This window comes from Arthrobacter sp. NPDC058288 (genome assembly GCF_042880995.1).
Lineage (GTDB): Bacteria > Actinomycetota > Actinomycetes > Actinomycetales > Micrococcaceae > Arthrobacter.
The window spans coordinates 87473-102978 of sequence record NZ_JBHVYH010000005.1; the positions used below are offsets into that span (position 1 = coordinate 87473).

Genomic DNA, 15506 nt, shown 5'->3' on the forward strand with positions numbered 1-15506 from the left:
GGCATGAAGCGGGCTGAGCTGGCACAGCACAGCGACGGACTTGGCTTCACCCCGCGGGACGCAGTGCGCTGGCTCGCCCCGGCCCAGCTGGGCAGGACTGCCGTGCGGGTTGTCCTCGCGTCCGTCTTCGCCGATTTTGGCGACAAACGCGAACTGGAGGGCGGCTTCCCCCGCTACGATCTCGACCTGGACCGGCTCCCTGTCCCGGGCCAGCCCGCGCAGCCGGTGGTCCGCGGGCTGGGGCTGCCCGGAACGCCGCTCCCCTCGGGCTCCGAGGGACCCGAAGAGGGACCCGCAGAGGAATCCGGCGGCCAGGGAGACGGCCGCGCGGACCGGGCCGGCGAGTCCGGGGCCACGGCGCTGTGGCTGGATTTCACGGCCGACCTTGGCGACGGCTTTGATGCCACCTACACCGTGGCGTCGCTGCTGGCCGAAGAGTCGCTGCTGGTGGAAGGGCACGATCTGCGCCGCGGCAAGGTGCTGGTGCTGGGCGGCGACGAGGTGTATCCGGTGGCCTCCCCCGCCGCCTACGAGGACCGCATGGTAGGTCCGTACCGGACGGCGCTGCCCGGCGGCCGCTCCCCCGGCCGGGACGGCGTGCTGCTGGCGCTGCCCGGCAACCATGACTGGTACGACGGCCTGACGTCCTTCATCCGGCTGTTCACCCGGCAACGGAACATCGGCGGCTGGCGGACCATCCAGACGCGCAGCTACTTTGCCCTCCGGCTGACGGGCGGGGATGACTCGCCCGGATGGTGGGTCGTGGGGCTGGACAGCCAGCTGGGCCAGTACATCGATGAACCGCAGCTGGACTACTTCTACAACACCGTCACCACCAAGCTGCTGCCGGGCGATGCCATCATCCTCTGCGTGGCAGCCCCTTACTGGGTGAGGGAAACGGAAAACGCGAACTCTTTCCGGCAGGTGCACTTCTTCGAGCAGGACTACTTGCGGCGCCGTTTCAACCGCCGCGCCGGGTTGTTCGAGGACACCGGGGCGTCCGTGCGGCTCTGGCTCACGGGGGACCTGCACCACTATTCGCGTTACGAGGAACTGGCACCGGAAGCTGCCTCCGCGGCGGGCACCCGGACCGGGGATGACCCGCCCCACGACCCGCGCCGGACCCAGCTCATCACCTGCGGACTGGGCGGCGCGTTCCTTTTGGATGCCCGGTGGCTGCCCGCGGAGCTCACACTTCCTGCGCACCAGCCCGCACATGCCGTCGCCGGCACCGAGCCCCGCACCCCGGCCGCCACAGAACCACGGATCAATCCCGGCCCCGGCCGCCGCTTCTTCCGGGCCCCGGGAACGTTCCCGGGCGCGGTAGAGTCCCGGCAGTTCCGCGGACGCCTGGCCAATCCGCTGTCCCCCTTCTGGCTGCCGTTGCGGAACCCCGGCTTCGGCTCGGCACTCGGCATCGCACACCTGGTGGCTGCGCTGACGCTCTGGACCGTCTTCAGTGCTTTCCGCGGCCTCTCCTTCGTGGACAGCCTCCTCAGCCTGAGGGCAGGCAACACCGGGTTCCTCGCACTGGCGATCGCGGCAGTTCCGGCCGCCCTCCTGGCGTTCCTGGAGGCCTCCCGCCTCCTGGTCGGTCACCGCCAACACGGCGCCGGGTTCACCGCCGCCCGCGGTGTGCTCTGGCAGCTGACGGCTCTCGGTGCCGGGGTCGCCGTCGTCCTCCTTCTTCCCTGGCCGGCAGGGTGGCCGCCGTTCCTGACCCTCGCGCTGGTCCTCGCCATCACCTTCGCCACAGGGTTCGCGGCCGGCAGCGAGGCGTTCGCGCTCTTCATCCTGGGCACACCGCGCGGTGAAGTGGCGTCGTGGGCCATGTCCGGCCAGGCCATTGAGGACCACAAGGGCTTCCTGCGGATACGGATCGCCGCAGACGGCACCCTGACGGTCTATCCGGTGGCAGTGGACCGCGTCTGCCGGGACTGGACCCTTGAGGAGAACGACGACGGCGGACTCCGCCCGGTGCCGGCCGGCGGCTTGCCGCCGCTTCGGCTTTTCGAACCGCCGGTCACCGTCGGCAGGGAAGGATTCGCGCCATGAACAGCCCCCGTACCATCACCCGGGCGGACCACGTCACGGAAGTCATCCCGTTTCCCTCCCGCGACGGCACGCCGCTGACCCTGGTGCACGTCACCTCCGCTGCGCCGCGCGACGCCGGAGCTCCGGAAAAAGGGCCGGTGCTGCTGGTCCACGGGGCCGGGGTCCGCGCCGAGCTCTTCCGGCCACCGCTGCCGCGGACCCTGGTGGACGCCCTGCTGGAAGACGGCTGGGACGTCTGGCTCCTGAACTGGCGTGCCTCCATCGATCTGGAACCCCTCTCATGGACCCTGGGCGACGCCGCCGTGTACGACCACCCTGCCGCCGTCGACTACGTCCTGGGAGCCACCGGCGCCGAAACGCTGAAGGCGGTCATCCACTGCCAGGGGTCGGTTTCCTTCACCATGGCGGCCGTGGCCGGGCTCCTTCCCCGGGTGGATACGGTGGTGTCCAACGCAGTATCCCTGCATCCCGTGATCCCGCTGTGGTCGGTCATCAAGATCACCTACCTGGCCGGGCTGCTGAAGCCGTTCACGCCCTGTCTTTCGCCGGCGTGGGGCTACAAATCCAACGGGTACTTCTCCCGCATCCTCAGGTCCATGGTCAAGGCCACCCACCACGAATGCGACAACCTGGTGTGCCGGCTGGTCAGCTTCACGTACGGCAGCGGCCGGCCCGCGCTCTGGTCCCACGAGAACCTGGACGAGGCCACCCACAACTGGATCAGCGGGGAGTTCGCCGAGGTGCCCTTTACGTTCCTGTCCGAGATGGGCCGCAGCGTGCTGGCCCGGCGCATGGTAGCCGCAGGGAACCACCCGGAACTGCCCGCGAACTTCCTAGCCGACGCGCCGCAGACCGATGCCAGGTTCTCCTTCCTCGCCGGCCGCAACAACCGCTGTTTCCTGCCCGAAAGCCAGGAACGGACCTACGCCTTCTTCCAGGGCCACCGCCCCGGCAAGGATTCCCTGCACCTGTTGCCCGGGTACGGGCACCTGGACGTCTTCTTCGGTGCCCGCGCCTGGGCGGACACCTATCCCGTCATCCTCAAGGAGCTGAACAGATGAACAAACTCATCGGTCTTGCCGCTTCCCTGCTGCGGCTGGTGCCCTCCCCCGTGCCGCACCGCCAGGAGCGACTGCGGGGGCAACACGCCACGGTGGACGGCATCAAATACTCCATGCCGGTCAACTCCGACGATTCCCCGGTGCTGATGGCGGCCTTCCCCATCAACAAGCGCGCCGCAGCGGCCGTCCTGCCGGGCACGGAACTCCGGCCGTTCAGCCTCGGCGGGAAGGGTCTGCTGGTGGTTACCGTGGTGAACTACAGGTCCACGGACATCGGCCAATACATCGAATACTCGCTGGCGATCGCGGTCACGCACGGCTCCCGGCCGGCGCCTCCGCTGCTGCCGCTGGTCTTCCAAAAGACCTTCGGACTGGGCCAGTACGTGGTGGACCTGCCGGTCAGCACGGAAATCTCCGTCAAGGGCGGCAAAGGCATCTGGGGCATGCCCAAGCACCAGGCAAACCTGGACTTCGTGGTCACGGACAGCGCGGTTTCCGCGCAGTACGACGACGACGGGAAGCTGGGCTGCTTCATCGAAATTGAACGTCCCCCGGCGATGGGCATCCCGCTCAAGCTCGCCGCGTCGAACTACTGCGCCTTCCGCGGGATGCTCATGAAATCCGACATCTATTTCGAAGCCAAAGGGGACGTCGCCCTGGGAGGCGACGCAAAGGCCCGGCTGGTGCTGGGCGACGCGCCCGGTGTTGCCGCCCTCAAAGGCCTCCAGCCGGCGGAGAAACCGGTGTTCACCGCCTACCTGCCAGAAGCCCACGGAGTACTGGATGACCACTACGAGGCCTGGTTCCTGACCGCCCCAACTGCCGAGGAGGCCGCCCGGATCCCCGGCGGCGACCCCCTCGAATCCGTGGCGGGCCTGGGCCAGGGCCAGGAGTGGCTGCCCGCACCGGACCGCAGCGCCACCACCCGCACCGGCACCGGAGACACCCGGTGAACTGGCTCCTGCTGCTGAACGCGCTGTACTTCCTGTTCGGCGCCACGATGTACGTGGGCACCATGTGGGTCCTGAAGTTCTTCCTCTACCCCACCTGGGAGTCCCTGAACCGCGGCAACGTGGACATGCACTTCGGCATCCCCACCCGCCAGGCCACCAAGTTCTTCACTGTGGTGGTGCCGCCGATGTTCATCAGCGGCATCATCCTGGTCTGGACCGAATGGGGCACGGTCCGGATCATCCCCGCGGTGCTGTGCCTCCTCGGGATCATCACCCTCACCGTGGTGGGCCAGGCCATGATCATTCCCGTTAACATCCGGATCCGGGGCGGAGACTTTGCCGACGACGCCGAACTGCGGTCCCTGCTGCGCCGGTGGATGCTGCTCAACGACATCCGCTTCTACGTTTCCACCCTCACCTGGCTGGCCATCGTCTGGCTGCTGGTGGACCGGGGACGGCTATGGGAGGCGTTCGCATGAGCGGGGCGGTCCGCCCGTCCGGGTCGGCTCTTTCCGGCGTCGGCGCCTGGGTCGCGGCCGATCCGCTGCGTGCCCTTCTGGCAGGGATCGCCGTCGTCACCGTCCTTTCCGGTGCGGTGCAGATCCCGTTCGGCGGCGCCGTCCTGGAGCTGCTCGGCGCGGAGCCGACGACGGCGGCTCGTCAGCTGTTCGCCACCGTGGGAATGTTCATGGTGGTGGTGGGCGGCCTCCTGCTGCACACGCTGCTGCGCCCGCAGCCGGCGTCCGAGGTGCTGCTGTGGTCCGGCGTGCAGAAGGCGGGGGCCTGCGCCGCCGTCGCGGTCGGCGTCCTCAATGGCGTCTTCGCTCCGGTGGCGCTCGCCGTAGCGCTGTTTGACCTTGCGACGGCGGCCCTCTGCCTGATCTACCTGCGCCGACTGGCCTATCTGCGTGGGGGCCCGGCGGGGAACGGTGCCGGCCAAGCCACCGGACCCGGAGCACTGCAATGAAGCGCTCGCTGGTCCTTGCCGGTGGCGGCATGCGCGTGGCGTGGCAGGCCGGAGTGGTCCGCGCACTGGCCGAAGAGGGGTTGCACTTTGACCACGTGGACGGGACGTCCGGGGGCATCCTGACAGCAGGGATGCTGCTGTCCGGGGTGTCGCCCGAGGACATGTGCCGGAACTGGTCCGCTGTGAACGTCAAGGACTTCGGCTCGGCGCTGCCGCTGGGCGACTACGTCAAAGGACCGTGGTCGCTGCCCGCCATCGGCGACGCCGACGGCCTGCTTGGCAAGGTGTTCCCGGCCCTCGGGATCGACGCCGGCGGGATCCGCCGCCGCGCCGCCCTGCCGGGCGCCGTCGAAGGCACCTTCAACGTGGTGGAGTTCACCGAAAAACGCTGTCACGCCATCGACGCCCGTGATGTCGACGCCGAACTGATGGCGGCGGGAATGTCCTTGCCCATCTTCCTCACTCCGCTGCGGCGGGAGGGGAAAGTCTGGACGGACGCAGTCTGGATCCGTGACGCCAACGTGGCCGAAGCCCTCCGCCGCGGGGCGGACGAGGTCTGGCTGGTCTGGTGCATCGGCAACACCGGGTACTGGGGCGACGGTCCGCTGGAGCAGTACGTGCACATGATCGAGATGAGCGCCATGGGCGCGCTGCTGGCAGACTTCGAGGCTGCGGCAGCGGCCGGACGGGACTTCATCCTCCACGTGGTCAGGCCGGAGAATCCCCTGCCGCTGGACCCGGAGTTCTACCTGGGCCGCGTCGATGCGGACACGCTGATCGGCATGGGGTACCGGGACGCCCGCAGCTACCTCAAGGACATGACAGCCGAAGGCCTGTCCAAGGACGCTTCCTGCACTGCGATGGTGGAACCCCCGGCCGGTATCCGCTTCACCGAACGCCTGCGTGGCGACGCCGGCGGTCAGGAAGTCCGGCTCACAGTCACGGTGGCCCTGCCACTCGACGGTTCAGGCGCGGTAGCAAGGCTCACCGGGTTCCTTGACCACGCGCCCTTCGGCCCAAGGGTGTTCCTGGCGGGCGGACGGGTGGACGTCCGCGGCGAATCGGTGACCTACCGGGCGTCCGTGCATGCGCGCGGCGCCTGGCACCGGCTGTCCCTGGCCAGGGTATTCCACGACGATCCCGGACCGGACGCCTGGGAGGACACCAGGCAGGCCCGCCTCACCGTGGGATCGCTGCTGGATGCCCCGGTCACCATGGGGCTGGCGGACGCAGCGGCCCTGATCGCCTCGGTGGAACCGGCAGGCGTCCACGGTCCGGGAGAACGCGCCGGCGTCGTCGCAAAAGTCGTGGCCGGAGGCCTCCGGGAGGCCTTCCGCCGATACGGCTGAAGGCCGCAGCCGGCAACGCTGCCGCCTAAGAGGCGTGGCAGGGCCGGCTGCAGCGCCTTGATTGTGACCCGCAACACATCCAAGGACACGTTTGTTGCCGACTGGTAAACATCGTGGAACAGGCGCTGTCATTCCGGCAACAACGGGGAAACACCCCCGAAAAACCGTGCGCCTAGGCTGATCCCATCACCAACCCGGGCCTGACGAGGGCCTCACCAGCGAAAGGGCCTTCACATGTCCGCTCCGGCACCGTCCATCTCCTCCTCCGCCACGTTCCGGGGGTCCTCCCCGGCACCGCGCGTGGTCATCGCCGGCGCCGGACCCGCTGCCCGCGCCTTGGTAGGCCAGCTGGAGAAGTCCCGGTTCGCGGGCACCATCACGGTGCTCAGCAACCGCGACGACGCCCCGTCCGAGCTACTCGAGCTGGCCGCCCTTCCGCAGGTTTCGGTCCGTTTCGGCCAGCCGGCCAGCTTCATCGACGCGGCCAACCGCATGGTGACCACCGCGGACGGTATGGAATTCAGCTATGACCAGCTGGTGATTGCCACCGGCTCCGCCCCGGCCCTTTCTCCCGTGGACGGCGCAGGCCGGTGCCTCAGCTACTCCACCATCGACGACGCCGCCCGGATCGGTGACGCCGTCAAGGAAGTCACCCGCGTCCTCGGTCGCAGGCCGCTGGGAATCCTGGTAGGAACGGGCCCCGAGGCGGGACAGGCCGAAGCGGTGCTGCGGGCCCGCGGCGTGCGTCCTATCCGCACCACGCTCCGGCCGGCCGCGGTGGTTCCGACACTGGCCGGCTCAGTGCTCCCCGCCGCCGGGATTGTCTTCGAAGACGGCAGCAGCATGAACGGCGACCTGGTGGTCCTCGCCGAAGAGCGGGTGGCACGCGACGGCCTGGCGGCGAGCGCTGGCCTTGAGACGGCAGCCAATGGCGGGATCGTGATTGGCCAGGACTTCCGGACGTCAGTTCCCGGGATCTGGGCCATCGGCGACGCCGCCTCGTTCGACGGCGTGCGACTGGGCCTTCTCGTGGCGTCGGGCTCCGCAGCCGGAGTCTGCGCAGCCCGGCTCATGCAGGCAACGCTGCAGGAACCTGTGGCCGCTGCCGCCTAGCACCGTTGTGGCAAGATGGTCACCTGAGAAGCCACGAAGACCACGGCGCCCGTTGCCCACAAGGCCCGGCAGGCGCACCAGGAAGGACCACCATGAGCAACGAAGCCACCGCGGCCGGCATGCCTGAAACCGCCGGCGGAGTCACGACACCCGGGGCCACCGCACCCGGAGAAATCGCCTCCTTCATCGACCACACGCTGCTGAAGCCTGAGGCCAGTGAAGCGGAGATCCTCAAGGTCTGTTCCGAGGCTGCCGAATACCACTTCAAATCCGTCTGCGTGAACCCGGTGTGGGTGAAGACCGTTACCAACGCCCTCAAGGGTTCGGGAGTCCTGACCTGCTCGGTTGTCGGGTTCCCCCTCGGCGCAACCCCCACCGACGTCAAGGCCTTCGAAGCCCGCGGCGCTGTGCTGGACGGCGCCGACGAGGTGGACATGGTGATCAACATCGCGGCCGCCCGCGCCGATGACAAAGGCGCGCTGGTTGATGACATCCGGGCCGTCGCCGAGGCTGTGCACGGCAGCGACGCCATCCTGAAAGTGATCATCGAGACCGCGCTGCTCAGCGATTCGCAGAAAGTCCTGGCCTGCGAGGCCGCAGTGGAAGCAGGAGCGGACTTCGTCAAGACGTCCACGGGCTTCAACGGCGGCGGCGCCACAGTGGAGGACGTGGCCCTGATGCGCCGCACGGTAGGCCCGGATGTCGGAGTCAAGGCCTCCGGCGGTGTGCGTTCGCTGGCCGACGCTCAGGCTATGATTGCTGCAGGTGCAACACGTATTGGCGCCAGCTCCGGCATTGCGATCGTCAAGGGCGAACAGGGTTCGTCCGCGTACTGACCGGGTCCGGAAGCGCCACAGTTTTTGAGCCCTTCGGGGCGTTTTGAGCCCTGCGGGGCCGAGGAGGAATGAATGTCCAAGACCGTTGATAGCCCCAAGACCCCTCAGAACGAGAACAGCCTTGCCGGAAGCATCGCCGTTTTCGTGGTCATGATGGCCCTGTTCCTCGGCTCCATCTACTCGCTGTCCTTCCTGACACTGGGCAACCCGTGGCCGATGGCCGTCTGCCTGGTCCTCTTCGCCGCGGCGTTCTGGATCCCGCAGACCCTCCTGGGCCGTTCGGATTCGGCCGGCGAGAACTAATCCGTCGAACTTAACACGCTGAAGCCCCCGGATCATCCGGGGGCTTCAGCTGTTTAAGCGGCCGGAGCGTGCTTACGCGACCGGGGCAGGCCATGCGCGGCCGGTGCGGGCCGGCGCCTAGCCCGCGCCGAACAGGCTGCTGACCAGAGCGCTTCCCAGCGCCAGGGCGGCCGGGAAATGGGCCTTGGCCAGCGCCCAGGCCGCAACGCACATCCCCACCATGGCGTAGGCGCTGACGGGAATCAGCACCAGCCACTCGCGCCGGGAGCCGGCCCGTCCCAGAAGCGGGATGGAGAACGCGCCGTTAGCTTTCCACACGTCGTTGAGCACCGGGAGCTTCCGCAGGAACCGGGGCGGCTTGATCACGATCGGCCAGAGCAGGGGCACGCCCCCGGTGGTGATCATGTCCCCGACGATGTGCACCACCACCCCGGTGAGCATCGAGACGGGAAGCCAGGTCCATTGGTCCGGCGCGAACCAGGTGACCAGTCCGGCCATGGTCAGTGCGAAGAGCCAGTTGCTGATGAAGCCTGACTTGGGGAAGAGCTTCAGGGCCTTGGCGGCGATATTGATCATGAACATGCACAGCAGGCCGGCACCCACGGACAGCAGGCCCCAATCCGTGTGCAGCTGGAGCTGCCCGGCAATGGTGGCCAGCAGCACGAAGAAGGCGGCCCCGAGCACCGAGTGCGTCCCCTGCCGGTGCCCGCCGCTGGCATTTTCGATCCCCACCGCAATCACGTTGGACAGCGGCGGCAGTGAATTGGCTACGGTGCTGTGGCGGTGGTCCCAGTCGCATACCAGCGCCGTTCCCGCCGTCGCCATGCCGCCGATCAGGATTCCGGTGGCGTCCAGCGGGTACCAGCCCAGCGTGTAAGGCCCCGTCGAGGCAATGGCTACCCACGCCGCGGCTCCCGACGCGGCGTGGTGTCCTCCCATCATGCGGCTAACCGACTGTGAGCGGGGCGTCGGAGAAGATGTTCCGGATGACGCCGTTGGCCCACTCCAGGATTTCGGCGTCCTGCAGGTCGCGGCCGCCGATCCGGGCGGTCTTGGGCTTCGGGATGAGCACCGCGTCCAGGGCGGGCTTGGACTGCGAGCCCGGGTACATCCGGGCCAGCCGCATGGTCTTTGATTCGGGCAGCTGGGCCGGGGAGAACTTGATGAAGTTTCCCTGCAGGGCGACGTCGGACAGCCCGGCTTCGCGGGCTCCCACCCGGAACCGCGCGACGGCGATCAGGTTCTGCGCCGGCAGCGGCGGTTCGCCGTAACGGTCCACGAGTTCGGCCAGGACCTCGTCGATGGCCTCGTTCGTGAGCGCGGACGCCAGCTTGCGGTAGGCCTCGAGGCGCAGCCGTTCGCCCGGCACATAGTCGTGCGGCAGGTGGGCGTTGACGGGCAGCTCGATCTTCATTTCGGCGGCCTTCTCCTCGGCCTCGCCGCGGAAGTCGGCCACGGCCTCACCCACCAGGCGGATGTAGAGGTCGAAGCCAACGCCCTGGATGTGGCCGGACTGTTCGCCGCCCAGCAGGTTGCCCGCACCGCGGATCTCAAGGTCCTTCATGGCCAGCTGCATGCCGGCTCCCAGCTCGTTGTGGGTTGCCACCGCCTTAAGCCGTTCCAGCGCCACCTCGCCCAGAGGTTTCTCGGACGGGTACAGGAAGTACGCGTAGGCGCGTTCCCGGCCGCGGCCCACGCGTCCGCGAAGCTGGTGGAGCTGGGAGAGGCCGTACTTGTCCGCGCCGTCCACGATCAATGTGTTGGCGTTGGAAATGTCCAGGCCCGTCTCGATGATGGTGGTGCAAACCAGCACGTCAAAGCGCTTCTCCCAGAAGTCCACGATGATCTGCTCGAGGCGGCTCTCGGACATCTGGCCGTGGGCCACCTCCACCCGGGCCTCGGGGACCAGTTCGCGGATTTTCGCCGCGGTCCGTTCGATCGTGGACACGCGGTTGTGCACGAAGAACACCTGCCCCTCGCGCATCAGTTCGCGGCGGATGGCTGCGGAGGTCTGCCTGTCGGTGTACGGGCCCACATAGGTCAGCACCGGGTGACGCTCTTCCGGCGGGGTGGCCAGGGTGGACGTTTCGCGGATGCCGGTCAGCGACATCTCCAGGGTGCGCGGAATCGGGGTGGCGCTCATGGCCAGGACGTCCACGTTGGTGCGCATTTTCTTGAGCGCTTCCTTGTGTTCGACGCCGAAGCGCTGTTCCTCGTCCACGATCACCAGGCCCAGGTCCTTGAACGCGAAGTCCTTGGACAGGAGCCGGTGGGTGCCGATCACCACGTCAACGGAACCGTTTTTGACGCCCTCCGCGGTCTCCTTGGCCTCCTTCGAGGCCTGGAAGCGTGACAGCGGCTTCACCCGCAGCGGGAAGCCGGAGAAACGCTCCGTGAAGGTTTCATAGTGCTGCTGGGCCAGCAGCGTGGTGGGCACCAGCACCGCCACCTGCTTGCCGTACTGGACTGCCTTAAACGCTGCCCGGACGGCGATTTCGGTCTTGCCGTAGCCCACGTCGCCGGACACCAGCCGGTCCATGGGGATCTCCCGTTCCATGTCCGCCTTGACCTCGTTGATGGTGGTCAGCTGGTCCGGGGTCTCCACGTACGGGAAAGCTTCTTCCAGCTCGCGCTGCCACGGGGTGTCCGGGCCGAAGGCGAAGCCCTTGGACGCCATCCGGGCGGAATACAGCCGGATGAGTTCGCCGGCAATCTCCTTGACGGCCTTGCGCGCCTTGGACTTGGTGCTGGCCCAGTCCGATCCGCCCATCTTGCTGAGCGCCGGGGTGTCCCCGCCCACGTAGCGGGTCACCTGGTCCAGCTGGTCCGTGGGCACAAAGAGCCTGTCCCCCGGAGCACCCCGCTTGGAGGGCGCGTATTCCAGGACAAGGTACTCGCGGACACCCTCGCCGCCTCCGGCAACCTTGCGCTGGATCAGCTCAACGAAGCGGCCGATGCCGTGCTGCTCGTGCACCACGTGGTCTCCCGCCACGAGCTGCAGCGGGTCCACGGCGTTCCGCCGTTTGGAGGGCATGCGCCGCATGTCCTTCGTGGAGCCGGCGGACGTGCGGCCCAGCAGGTCCGCTTCCGTCAGCAGGCCCAGTTTCAGCCCGTCCAGGACAAAACCGCGTCCGACGGCGGCAGTGGTCACCTCGATGATGCCGGGCTGGGGCTCGTTGTCCAAGGAGTCAACGCGGGCACAGGGGATGTCCGCGTCATGGAACAGTTCGGCCAGGCGCTGGGCGGGGCCGGGGCCCTCCGTGGCCACCACAATGCGCCACTGGTCCCGGACGTGGGAACCGATGAACTCCATCATTTCCGCCACGTCGCCCTGGTAGCCGCGGGGTTCCCGGGCATGCAGGTTGAGCACGTTGATGTCCGGGGTCAGCTCTTCGTCGGTGGCCAGCGAGGTGATGGACCACCACGAGACTTCCTGTCCCAGGGCCGAAGTGCGAGTCTCCGTCAAGGAGCGGAAGCTGGCCGAATGCAGCGCTTCGGACGCCGCGGAACTCAAATCAAGCGGTGCCGTGCCGCCGTCGGACGCCGTGGACCAGGCCGCCTCGAGGAATTCCTCGTTCGTGGCGGCGAGGTCGTGGGCGCGCGTGCGGACTTTTTCCGGCTCGATCACTACGGAGATGGACCCGCCGGGCAGTTGCTGCACAAAGGGAACCATGGCGTCCACCAGGACGGGCGCCAGGGATTCCATGCCTTCCACCGCGATGCCGCCGGCGATCTTTTCGAGCATGTCGGCAGCGGCGGGCAGCTGGGTTTTGAGCGTGGCGGCCCTGGACATCACGGAGGGGGTTATCAGGATCTCGCGGCACGGCGGGGCATGGAGTTCGGTGGGATGGTGCAGGCCGGGAGATGAGAGGGACCGCTGGTCCGCCACGGCGAACCAGCGCATCTGGTCCACCTCGTCGCCGAAGAATTCCACCCGGATCGGGTGGTCCTCGGTGGGCGGGAAGACGTCCAGGATGCCGCCGCGGACGGCGAACTCGCCGCGGTGCGTCACCATGTCCACACGGGCGTAGGCGGCGTCGGAGAGGCTGCGCACCACGTCGCTGAAGGGAGCGTCCTGGCCCACCTTCAGCGTGACGGGCTTGAGATCGCCCAGGCCCGCCACAATCGGCTGAACCACTGCGCGCACAGGTGCCACCACCACGCGGAGCGGTCCGCCGGAGGCCGTCCCCGGGTGGGCCAGCCGGCGCAGCACCGACAGGCGGCGCCCAACGGTGTCCGAACGCGGAGACAAGCGTTCGTGCGGGAGCGTCTCCCAGCTGGGGAATTCGGCCACGGAGCCGGCCGGCAGGAACGCCCGCAGCGCCGCGGTGAGGTCCTCGGCTTCGCGGCCGGTGGCGGTGACTGCCAGCACCAGGGGTGCCCCGCCGGCGTCGTCGTTGGTGGGCTCCGGCGACGCGCCGCCGCCGGCGTGGAGCGCCGCGAGGCCGTCAGACATCTCCGCCAGCAGCGCCGCGCGCAGTCCGGCCGGCGCGCTGATCTGGTAATCCTCGCTGCGGGTTCCAAAACTCCGGGACGCTTCAGCCTGCACACGGGCAAACGTTGTGTCTCCGGCGAGCGCGCGGCGAAGGCCTGTGAGTGACGGGCCGGTGAGGCTCATGGCAGAAGCTCCTGAAATGATCACGGGAAAGCAGGCAACACGAAAACCCGAAATTCGCGAGAATCCCGGGGTCTTCCCAGCCTACCGCGACCGCGGAGCTGTACCCCATTTCCCGTCCCCGCTTTTGGGACTTAGCTAAAATCCTGGATTGCTAAGCTGGCTTTGCACCGACGCACTCCGCTTTCGTTCCAAGGAGATCCAAATGAACGGCATCCCGAAAACCGTGCTTGTCACCGGTGCCACCGGATATATCGGCGGGCGGCTGGTCCCCCGGCTCCTTGAAGCCGGGCACACCGTGAAAGTCGTAGTCCGGACTCCGGCCAAGATCGCCGGCGTTCCGTGGCTGGAAAAGGTGGAGGTCATCCAAGGCAGCCTCGACGACGGCGACATGCTCCGGAAGGCGCTGGACGGCGTCGACGTGCTTTATTACCTGGTCCACTCAATGGCCACCGGCGCCGGCTTCGAAGCCAAAGAGAAGGCCATGGCGGAGACCGCCGCGATGGCCGCGGAAGACGCCGGGGTGGAGAGGATCGTCTACCTTGGCGGCCTCCATCCGGAAGGGGCGGAACTCTCAACACACATGCGCTCGCGCGAAGCCGTGGGCAAGGTCTTCCTTGCGAGTCCGGTGGACGCAGTCGTGTTCCAGGCGGGAGTGGTGATCGGATCCGGTTCGGCATCCTTCGAGATGATCCGGCACCTCTCAGAGACCCTCCCCCTGATGCCCGCGCCGAGCTGGGTGCGGAACCGGATCGAAGCGATCGCCGTCAGGGACGTGCTGTACTACCTCGTAGCCGCGGCGTCCCTGGAAGGCCACATTAACCGCACCTTCGACATCGGGTGCCGACAGGTCCTCACTTACGCCGGAATGATGAAGGAGTACGCCGCCGAGGCCGGCCTGCCCTACCGCGTGGTGCTTGCCCTGCCCATCCCTGCACCGAAACTCGCCGGCATGTGGGTGGCCCTGACCACTCCCATCCCCCTGTCCATGTCGCTGCCGCTTGTCGAATCGCTGCAACACGACGCAGTGGCGCGCGAGCACGACATCGACGACTACATACCGCTGCCCGAGGGCGGCCTGACACCCTACCGCCGCGCCGTGTCCCTCGCCCTGGGCAAGGAACGCGACGCCCAGGTCGAAACAACCTGGGCCAGCGCCGGCGCGGACGCGGATCCCTTGCCGAGCGATCCGGACTGGGCCGGCCACCGGGTGTACGTCGACGAGCGAAGCTATTCCAGTCCGGTGGACCCCAAGTATGTCTGGACCATCATCGAGGGGATCGGGGGCCGCAACGGCTGGTACTCCCTGCCGCTGGCATGGCAGGTCCGCGGCTGGCTGGACAAGCTGACCGGGGGCGCCGGCCTGCTCCGCGGCCGGCGGCATCCCCACCTGCTTGCCGAAGGGGAGGTGGTGGACTGGTGGCGGGCAGAGCGGATAGACCGTGGCCGGCTGCTGCGGCTCCGGGCGGAAATGCGCGCTCCCGGCCGGGCCTGGCTGGAGCTGTCCGTGGAACCGGAAGGGACGGGCAGCCGCTACCGCCAGCGCGCAATCTTCTTCCCGAAGGGCCTCAGCGGCAAGCTGTACTGGCTCGCCGTACTGCCCTTTCACAGCGTCATATTCCCCGCCATGTCACACAACATCACTGCTGCTGCGCAAAAGCTGGCAGAAGCCGAATCGGAGTCCGCCGGGTCCACCACATAGGATGTGGGAGGCAAAAACCGATGCCCCATACCCCCCAACCCCAATGGAGGAACAATGGCACTGAGTGCTTCCACCACCCTGCCGCACAGCGTTGACCGCGTAACGGCCGTATTCGCCAATGAAGACTTCCAGCGCCACACCAGTGAGCTGGTGGGCGGAACCCTTGAATCGTTCAAGGTCGACGGCGATGTTGCCGGCGCTTTCAGCACCACCTCGGTGCGTACCCTGCCCACCACCCGGTTGCCGGAAATTGCCCGCAAATTCGTGGGCGAGCGCCTCACCGTCACCCAGCTTGAGACGTGGGAAGCCCCTGCCGCCGACGGCTCGCGGCAGAGCAGCATCAGCCTGAAGATCGCAGGTGCCCCGCTGGACGTCAGCGCCGTGCAGCGGCTGGTGGCCGACGGCGGCAGCACCCGCGTGGAGCTGGAGGGCAATGTGACGTCCTCGGTACCGTTCCTGGGCGGCAAGATCGCCGATGCGGCTGAGCCCATGGTGGGCAAGGCCCTGAACATCCAGTCCCAGCAGGCGCAGGCCTGGCTGGAAAGCCACTGA

13 protein-coding genes are annotated in these 15506 nt (G+C 67.9%); 11 read left to right on the top strand and 2 right to left on the bottom strand.

What is annotated here, in order from left to right; all coding sequences use genetic code 11:
• The first annotated feature begins 3 nt into the window (after window positions 1–3).
• The 9 genes from ACFVWT_RS14520 to ACFVWT_RS14560 all read left to right on the top strand — a co-directional run bounded on the left by ACFVWT_RS14520 (window position 4) and on the right by ACFVWT_RS14560 (window position 8637).
• On the top strand, window positions 4–2055 hold the full coding sequence (locus ACFVWT_RS14520) for a hypothetical protein (RefSeq protein ID WP_390248908.1): 2052 nt from the start codon (window positions 4–6) through the stop codon (window positions 2053–2055).
• Window positions 2052–3116 (top strand): alpha/beta fold hydrolase, encoded by a 1065-nt coding sequence (locus tag ACFVWT_RS14525; RefSeq protein ID WP_390248910.1) that lies wholly within the window; start codon window positions 2052–2054, stop codon window positions 3114–3116. The genes ACFVWT_RS14520 and ACFVWT_RS14525 overlap by 4 nt, the downstream gene beginning before the upstream one ends.
• A complete protein-coding gene (locus ACFVWT_RS14530) occupies window positions 3113–4069 on the top strand; it encodes an acetoacetate decarboxylase family protein (RefSeq protein WP_390248912.1) in 957 nt (318 codons plus the stop codon). The genes ACFVWT_RS14525 and ACFVWT_RS14530 overlap by 4 nt, the downstream gene beginning before the upstream one ends.
• On the top strand, window positions 4066–4548 hold the full coding sequence (locus tag ACFVWT_RS14535) for a hypothetical protein (RefSeq protein ID WP_011691112.1): 483 nt from the start codon (window positions 4066–4068) through the stop codon (window positions 4546–4548). Before ACFVWT_RS14530 ends, ACFVWT_RS14535 begins: the two co-directional genes overlap by 4 nt.
• Window positions 4545–5036, top strand: a complete 492-nt coding sequence (locus ACFVWT_RS14540) for a hypothetical protein (protein ID WP_390248914.1) — start codon at window positions 4545–4547, stop codon at window positions 5034–5036. Before ACFVWT_RS14535 ends, ACFVWT_RS14540 begins: the two co-directional genes overlap by 4 nt.
• Complete coding sequence (locus ACFVWT_RS14545) at window positions 5033–6385, top strand: patatin-like phospholipase family protein (RefSeq protein WP_390248916.1); 1353 nt, start codon at window positions 5033–5035, stop codon at window positions 6383–6385. Before ACFVWT_RS14540 ends, ACFVWT_RS14545 begins: the two co-directional genes overlap by 4 nt.
• Window positions 6386–6619: 234 nt before the next feature.
• Complete coding sequence (locus ACFVWT_RS14550) at window positions 6620–7498, top strand: FAD-dependent oxidoreductase (protein ID WP_390248918.1); 879 nt, start codon at window positions 6620–6622, stop codon at window positions 7496–7498.
• Between the two features lie 92 nt (window positions 7499–7590).
• Window positions 7591–8334, top strand: coding sequence for a deoxyribose-phosphate aldolase (deoC, locus tag ACFVWT_RS14555; RefSeq protein ID WP_390248920.1), 744 nt, complete (start codon window positions 7591–7593; stop codon window positions 8332–8334).
• Window positions 8335–8406: 72 nt separating this feature from the next.
• A complete protein-coding gene (locus tag ACFVWT_RS14560; RefSeq protein WP_209746460.1) occupies window positions 8407–8637 on the top strand; it encodes a hypothetical protein in 231 nt (76 codons plus the stop codon).
• Between the two features lie 117 nt (window positions 8638–8754).
• On the opposite strand, the gene ACFVWT_RS14565 is transcribed toward ACFVWT_RS14560, so the two are convergent.
• Together ACFVWT_RS14565 and mfd are read right to left on the bottom strand one after the other, a co-directional pair.
• On the bottom strand, window positions 8755–9579 hold the full coding sequence (locus tag ACFVWT_RS14565; protein WP_390248922.1) for a metal-dependent hydrolase: 825 nt from the start codon (window positions 9577–9579) through the stop codon (window positions 8755–8757).
• Window positions 9580–9583: 4 nt separating this feature from the next.
• Window positions 9584–13255, bottom strand: coding sequence for a transcription-repair coupling factor (gene mfd, locus ACFVWT_RS14570; RefSeq protein ID WP_390248924.1), 3672 nt, complete (start codon window positions 13253–13255; stop codon window positions 9584–9586).
• 202 nt (window positions 13256–13457) lie between these two features.
• Here mfd and ACFVWT_RS14575 point away from each other — a divergent pair, with 202 nt between their 5' ends.
• The gene (locus tag ACFVWT_RS14575) at window positions 13458–14954 is read left to right on the top strand and encodes an SDR family oxidoreductase (protein WP_390248926.1); all 1497 of its coding nucleotides are present in this window, start codon (window positions 13458–13460) and stop codon (window positions 14952–14954) included.
• Window positions 14955–15008: 54 nt separating this feature from the next.
• Window positions 15009–15506, top strand: coding sequence for a DUF2505 domain-containing protein (locus ACFVWT_RS14580; protein ID WP_390248928.1), 498 nt, complete (start codon window positions 15009–15011; stop codon window positions 15504–15506).

Excerpts from the sequence above, each read along its gene's own strand:
- ACFVWT_RS14520 (WP_390248908.1), top strand. The coding sequence starts at position 4 with ATGAAGCGGGCTGAGCTGGCACAGCACAGCGACGGACTTGGCTTCACC.
- ACFVWT_RS14525 (WP_390248910.1), top strand. The coding sequence starts at position 2,052 with ATGAACAGCCCCCGTACCATCACCCGGGCGGACCACGTCACGGAAGTC.
- ACFVWT_RS14530 (WP_390248912.1), top strand. The coding sequence starts at position 3,113 with ATGAACAAACTCATCGGTCTTGCCGCTTCCCTGCTGCGGCTGGTGCCC.
- ACFVWT_RS14540 (WP_390248914.1), top strand. The coding sequence starts at position 4,545 with ATGAGCGGGGCGGTCCGCCCGTCCGGGTCGGCTCTTTCCGGCGTCGGC.
- ACFVWT_RS14545 (WP_390248916.1), top strand. The coding sequence starts at position 5,033 with ATGAAGCGCTCGCTGGTCCTTGCCGGTGGCGGCATGCGCGTGGCGTGG.
- ACFVWT_RS14550 (WP_390248918.1), top strand. The coding sequence starts at position 6,620 with ATGTCCGCTCCGGCACCGTCCATCTCCTCCTCCGCCACGTTCCGGGGG.
- deoC (WP_390248920.1), top strand. The coding sequence starts at position 7,591 with ATGAGCAACGAAGCCACCGCGGCCGGCATGCCTGAAACCGCCGGCGGA.
- ACFVWT_RS14560 (WP_209746460.1), top strand. The coding sequence starts at position 8,407 with ATGTCCAAGACCGTTGATAGCCCCAAGACCCCTCAGAACGAGAACAGC.
- ACFVWT_RS14565 (WP_390248922.1), bottom strand. The coding sequence starts at position 9,579 with ATGATGGGAGGACACCACGCCGCGTCGGGAGCCGCGGCGTGGGTAGCC.
- mfd (WP_390248924.1), bottom strand. The coding sequence starts at position 13,255 with ATGAGCCTCACCGGCCCGTCACTCACAGGCCTTCGCCGCGCGCTCGCC.
- ACFVWT_RS14575 (WP_390248926.1), top strand. The coding sequence starts at position 13,458 with ATGAACGGCATCCCGAAAACCGTGCTTGTCACCGGTGCCACCGGATAT.
- ACFVWT_RS14580 (WP_390248928.1), top strand. The coding sequence starts at position 15,009 with ATGGCACTGAGTGCTTCCACCACCCTGCCGCACAGCGTTGACCGCGTA.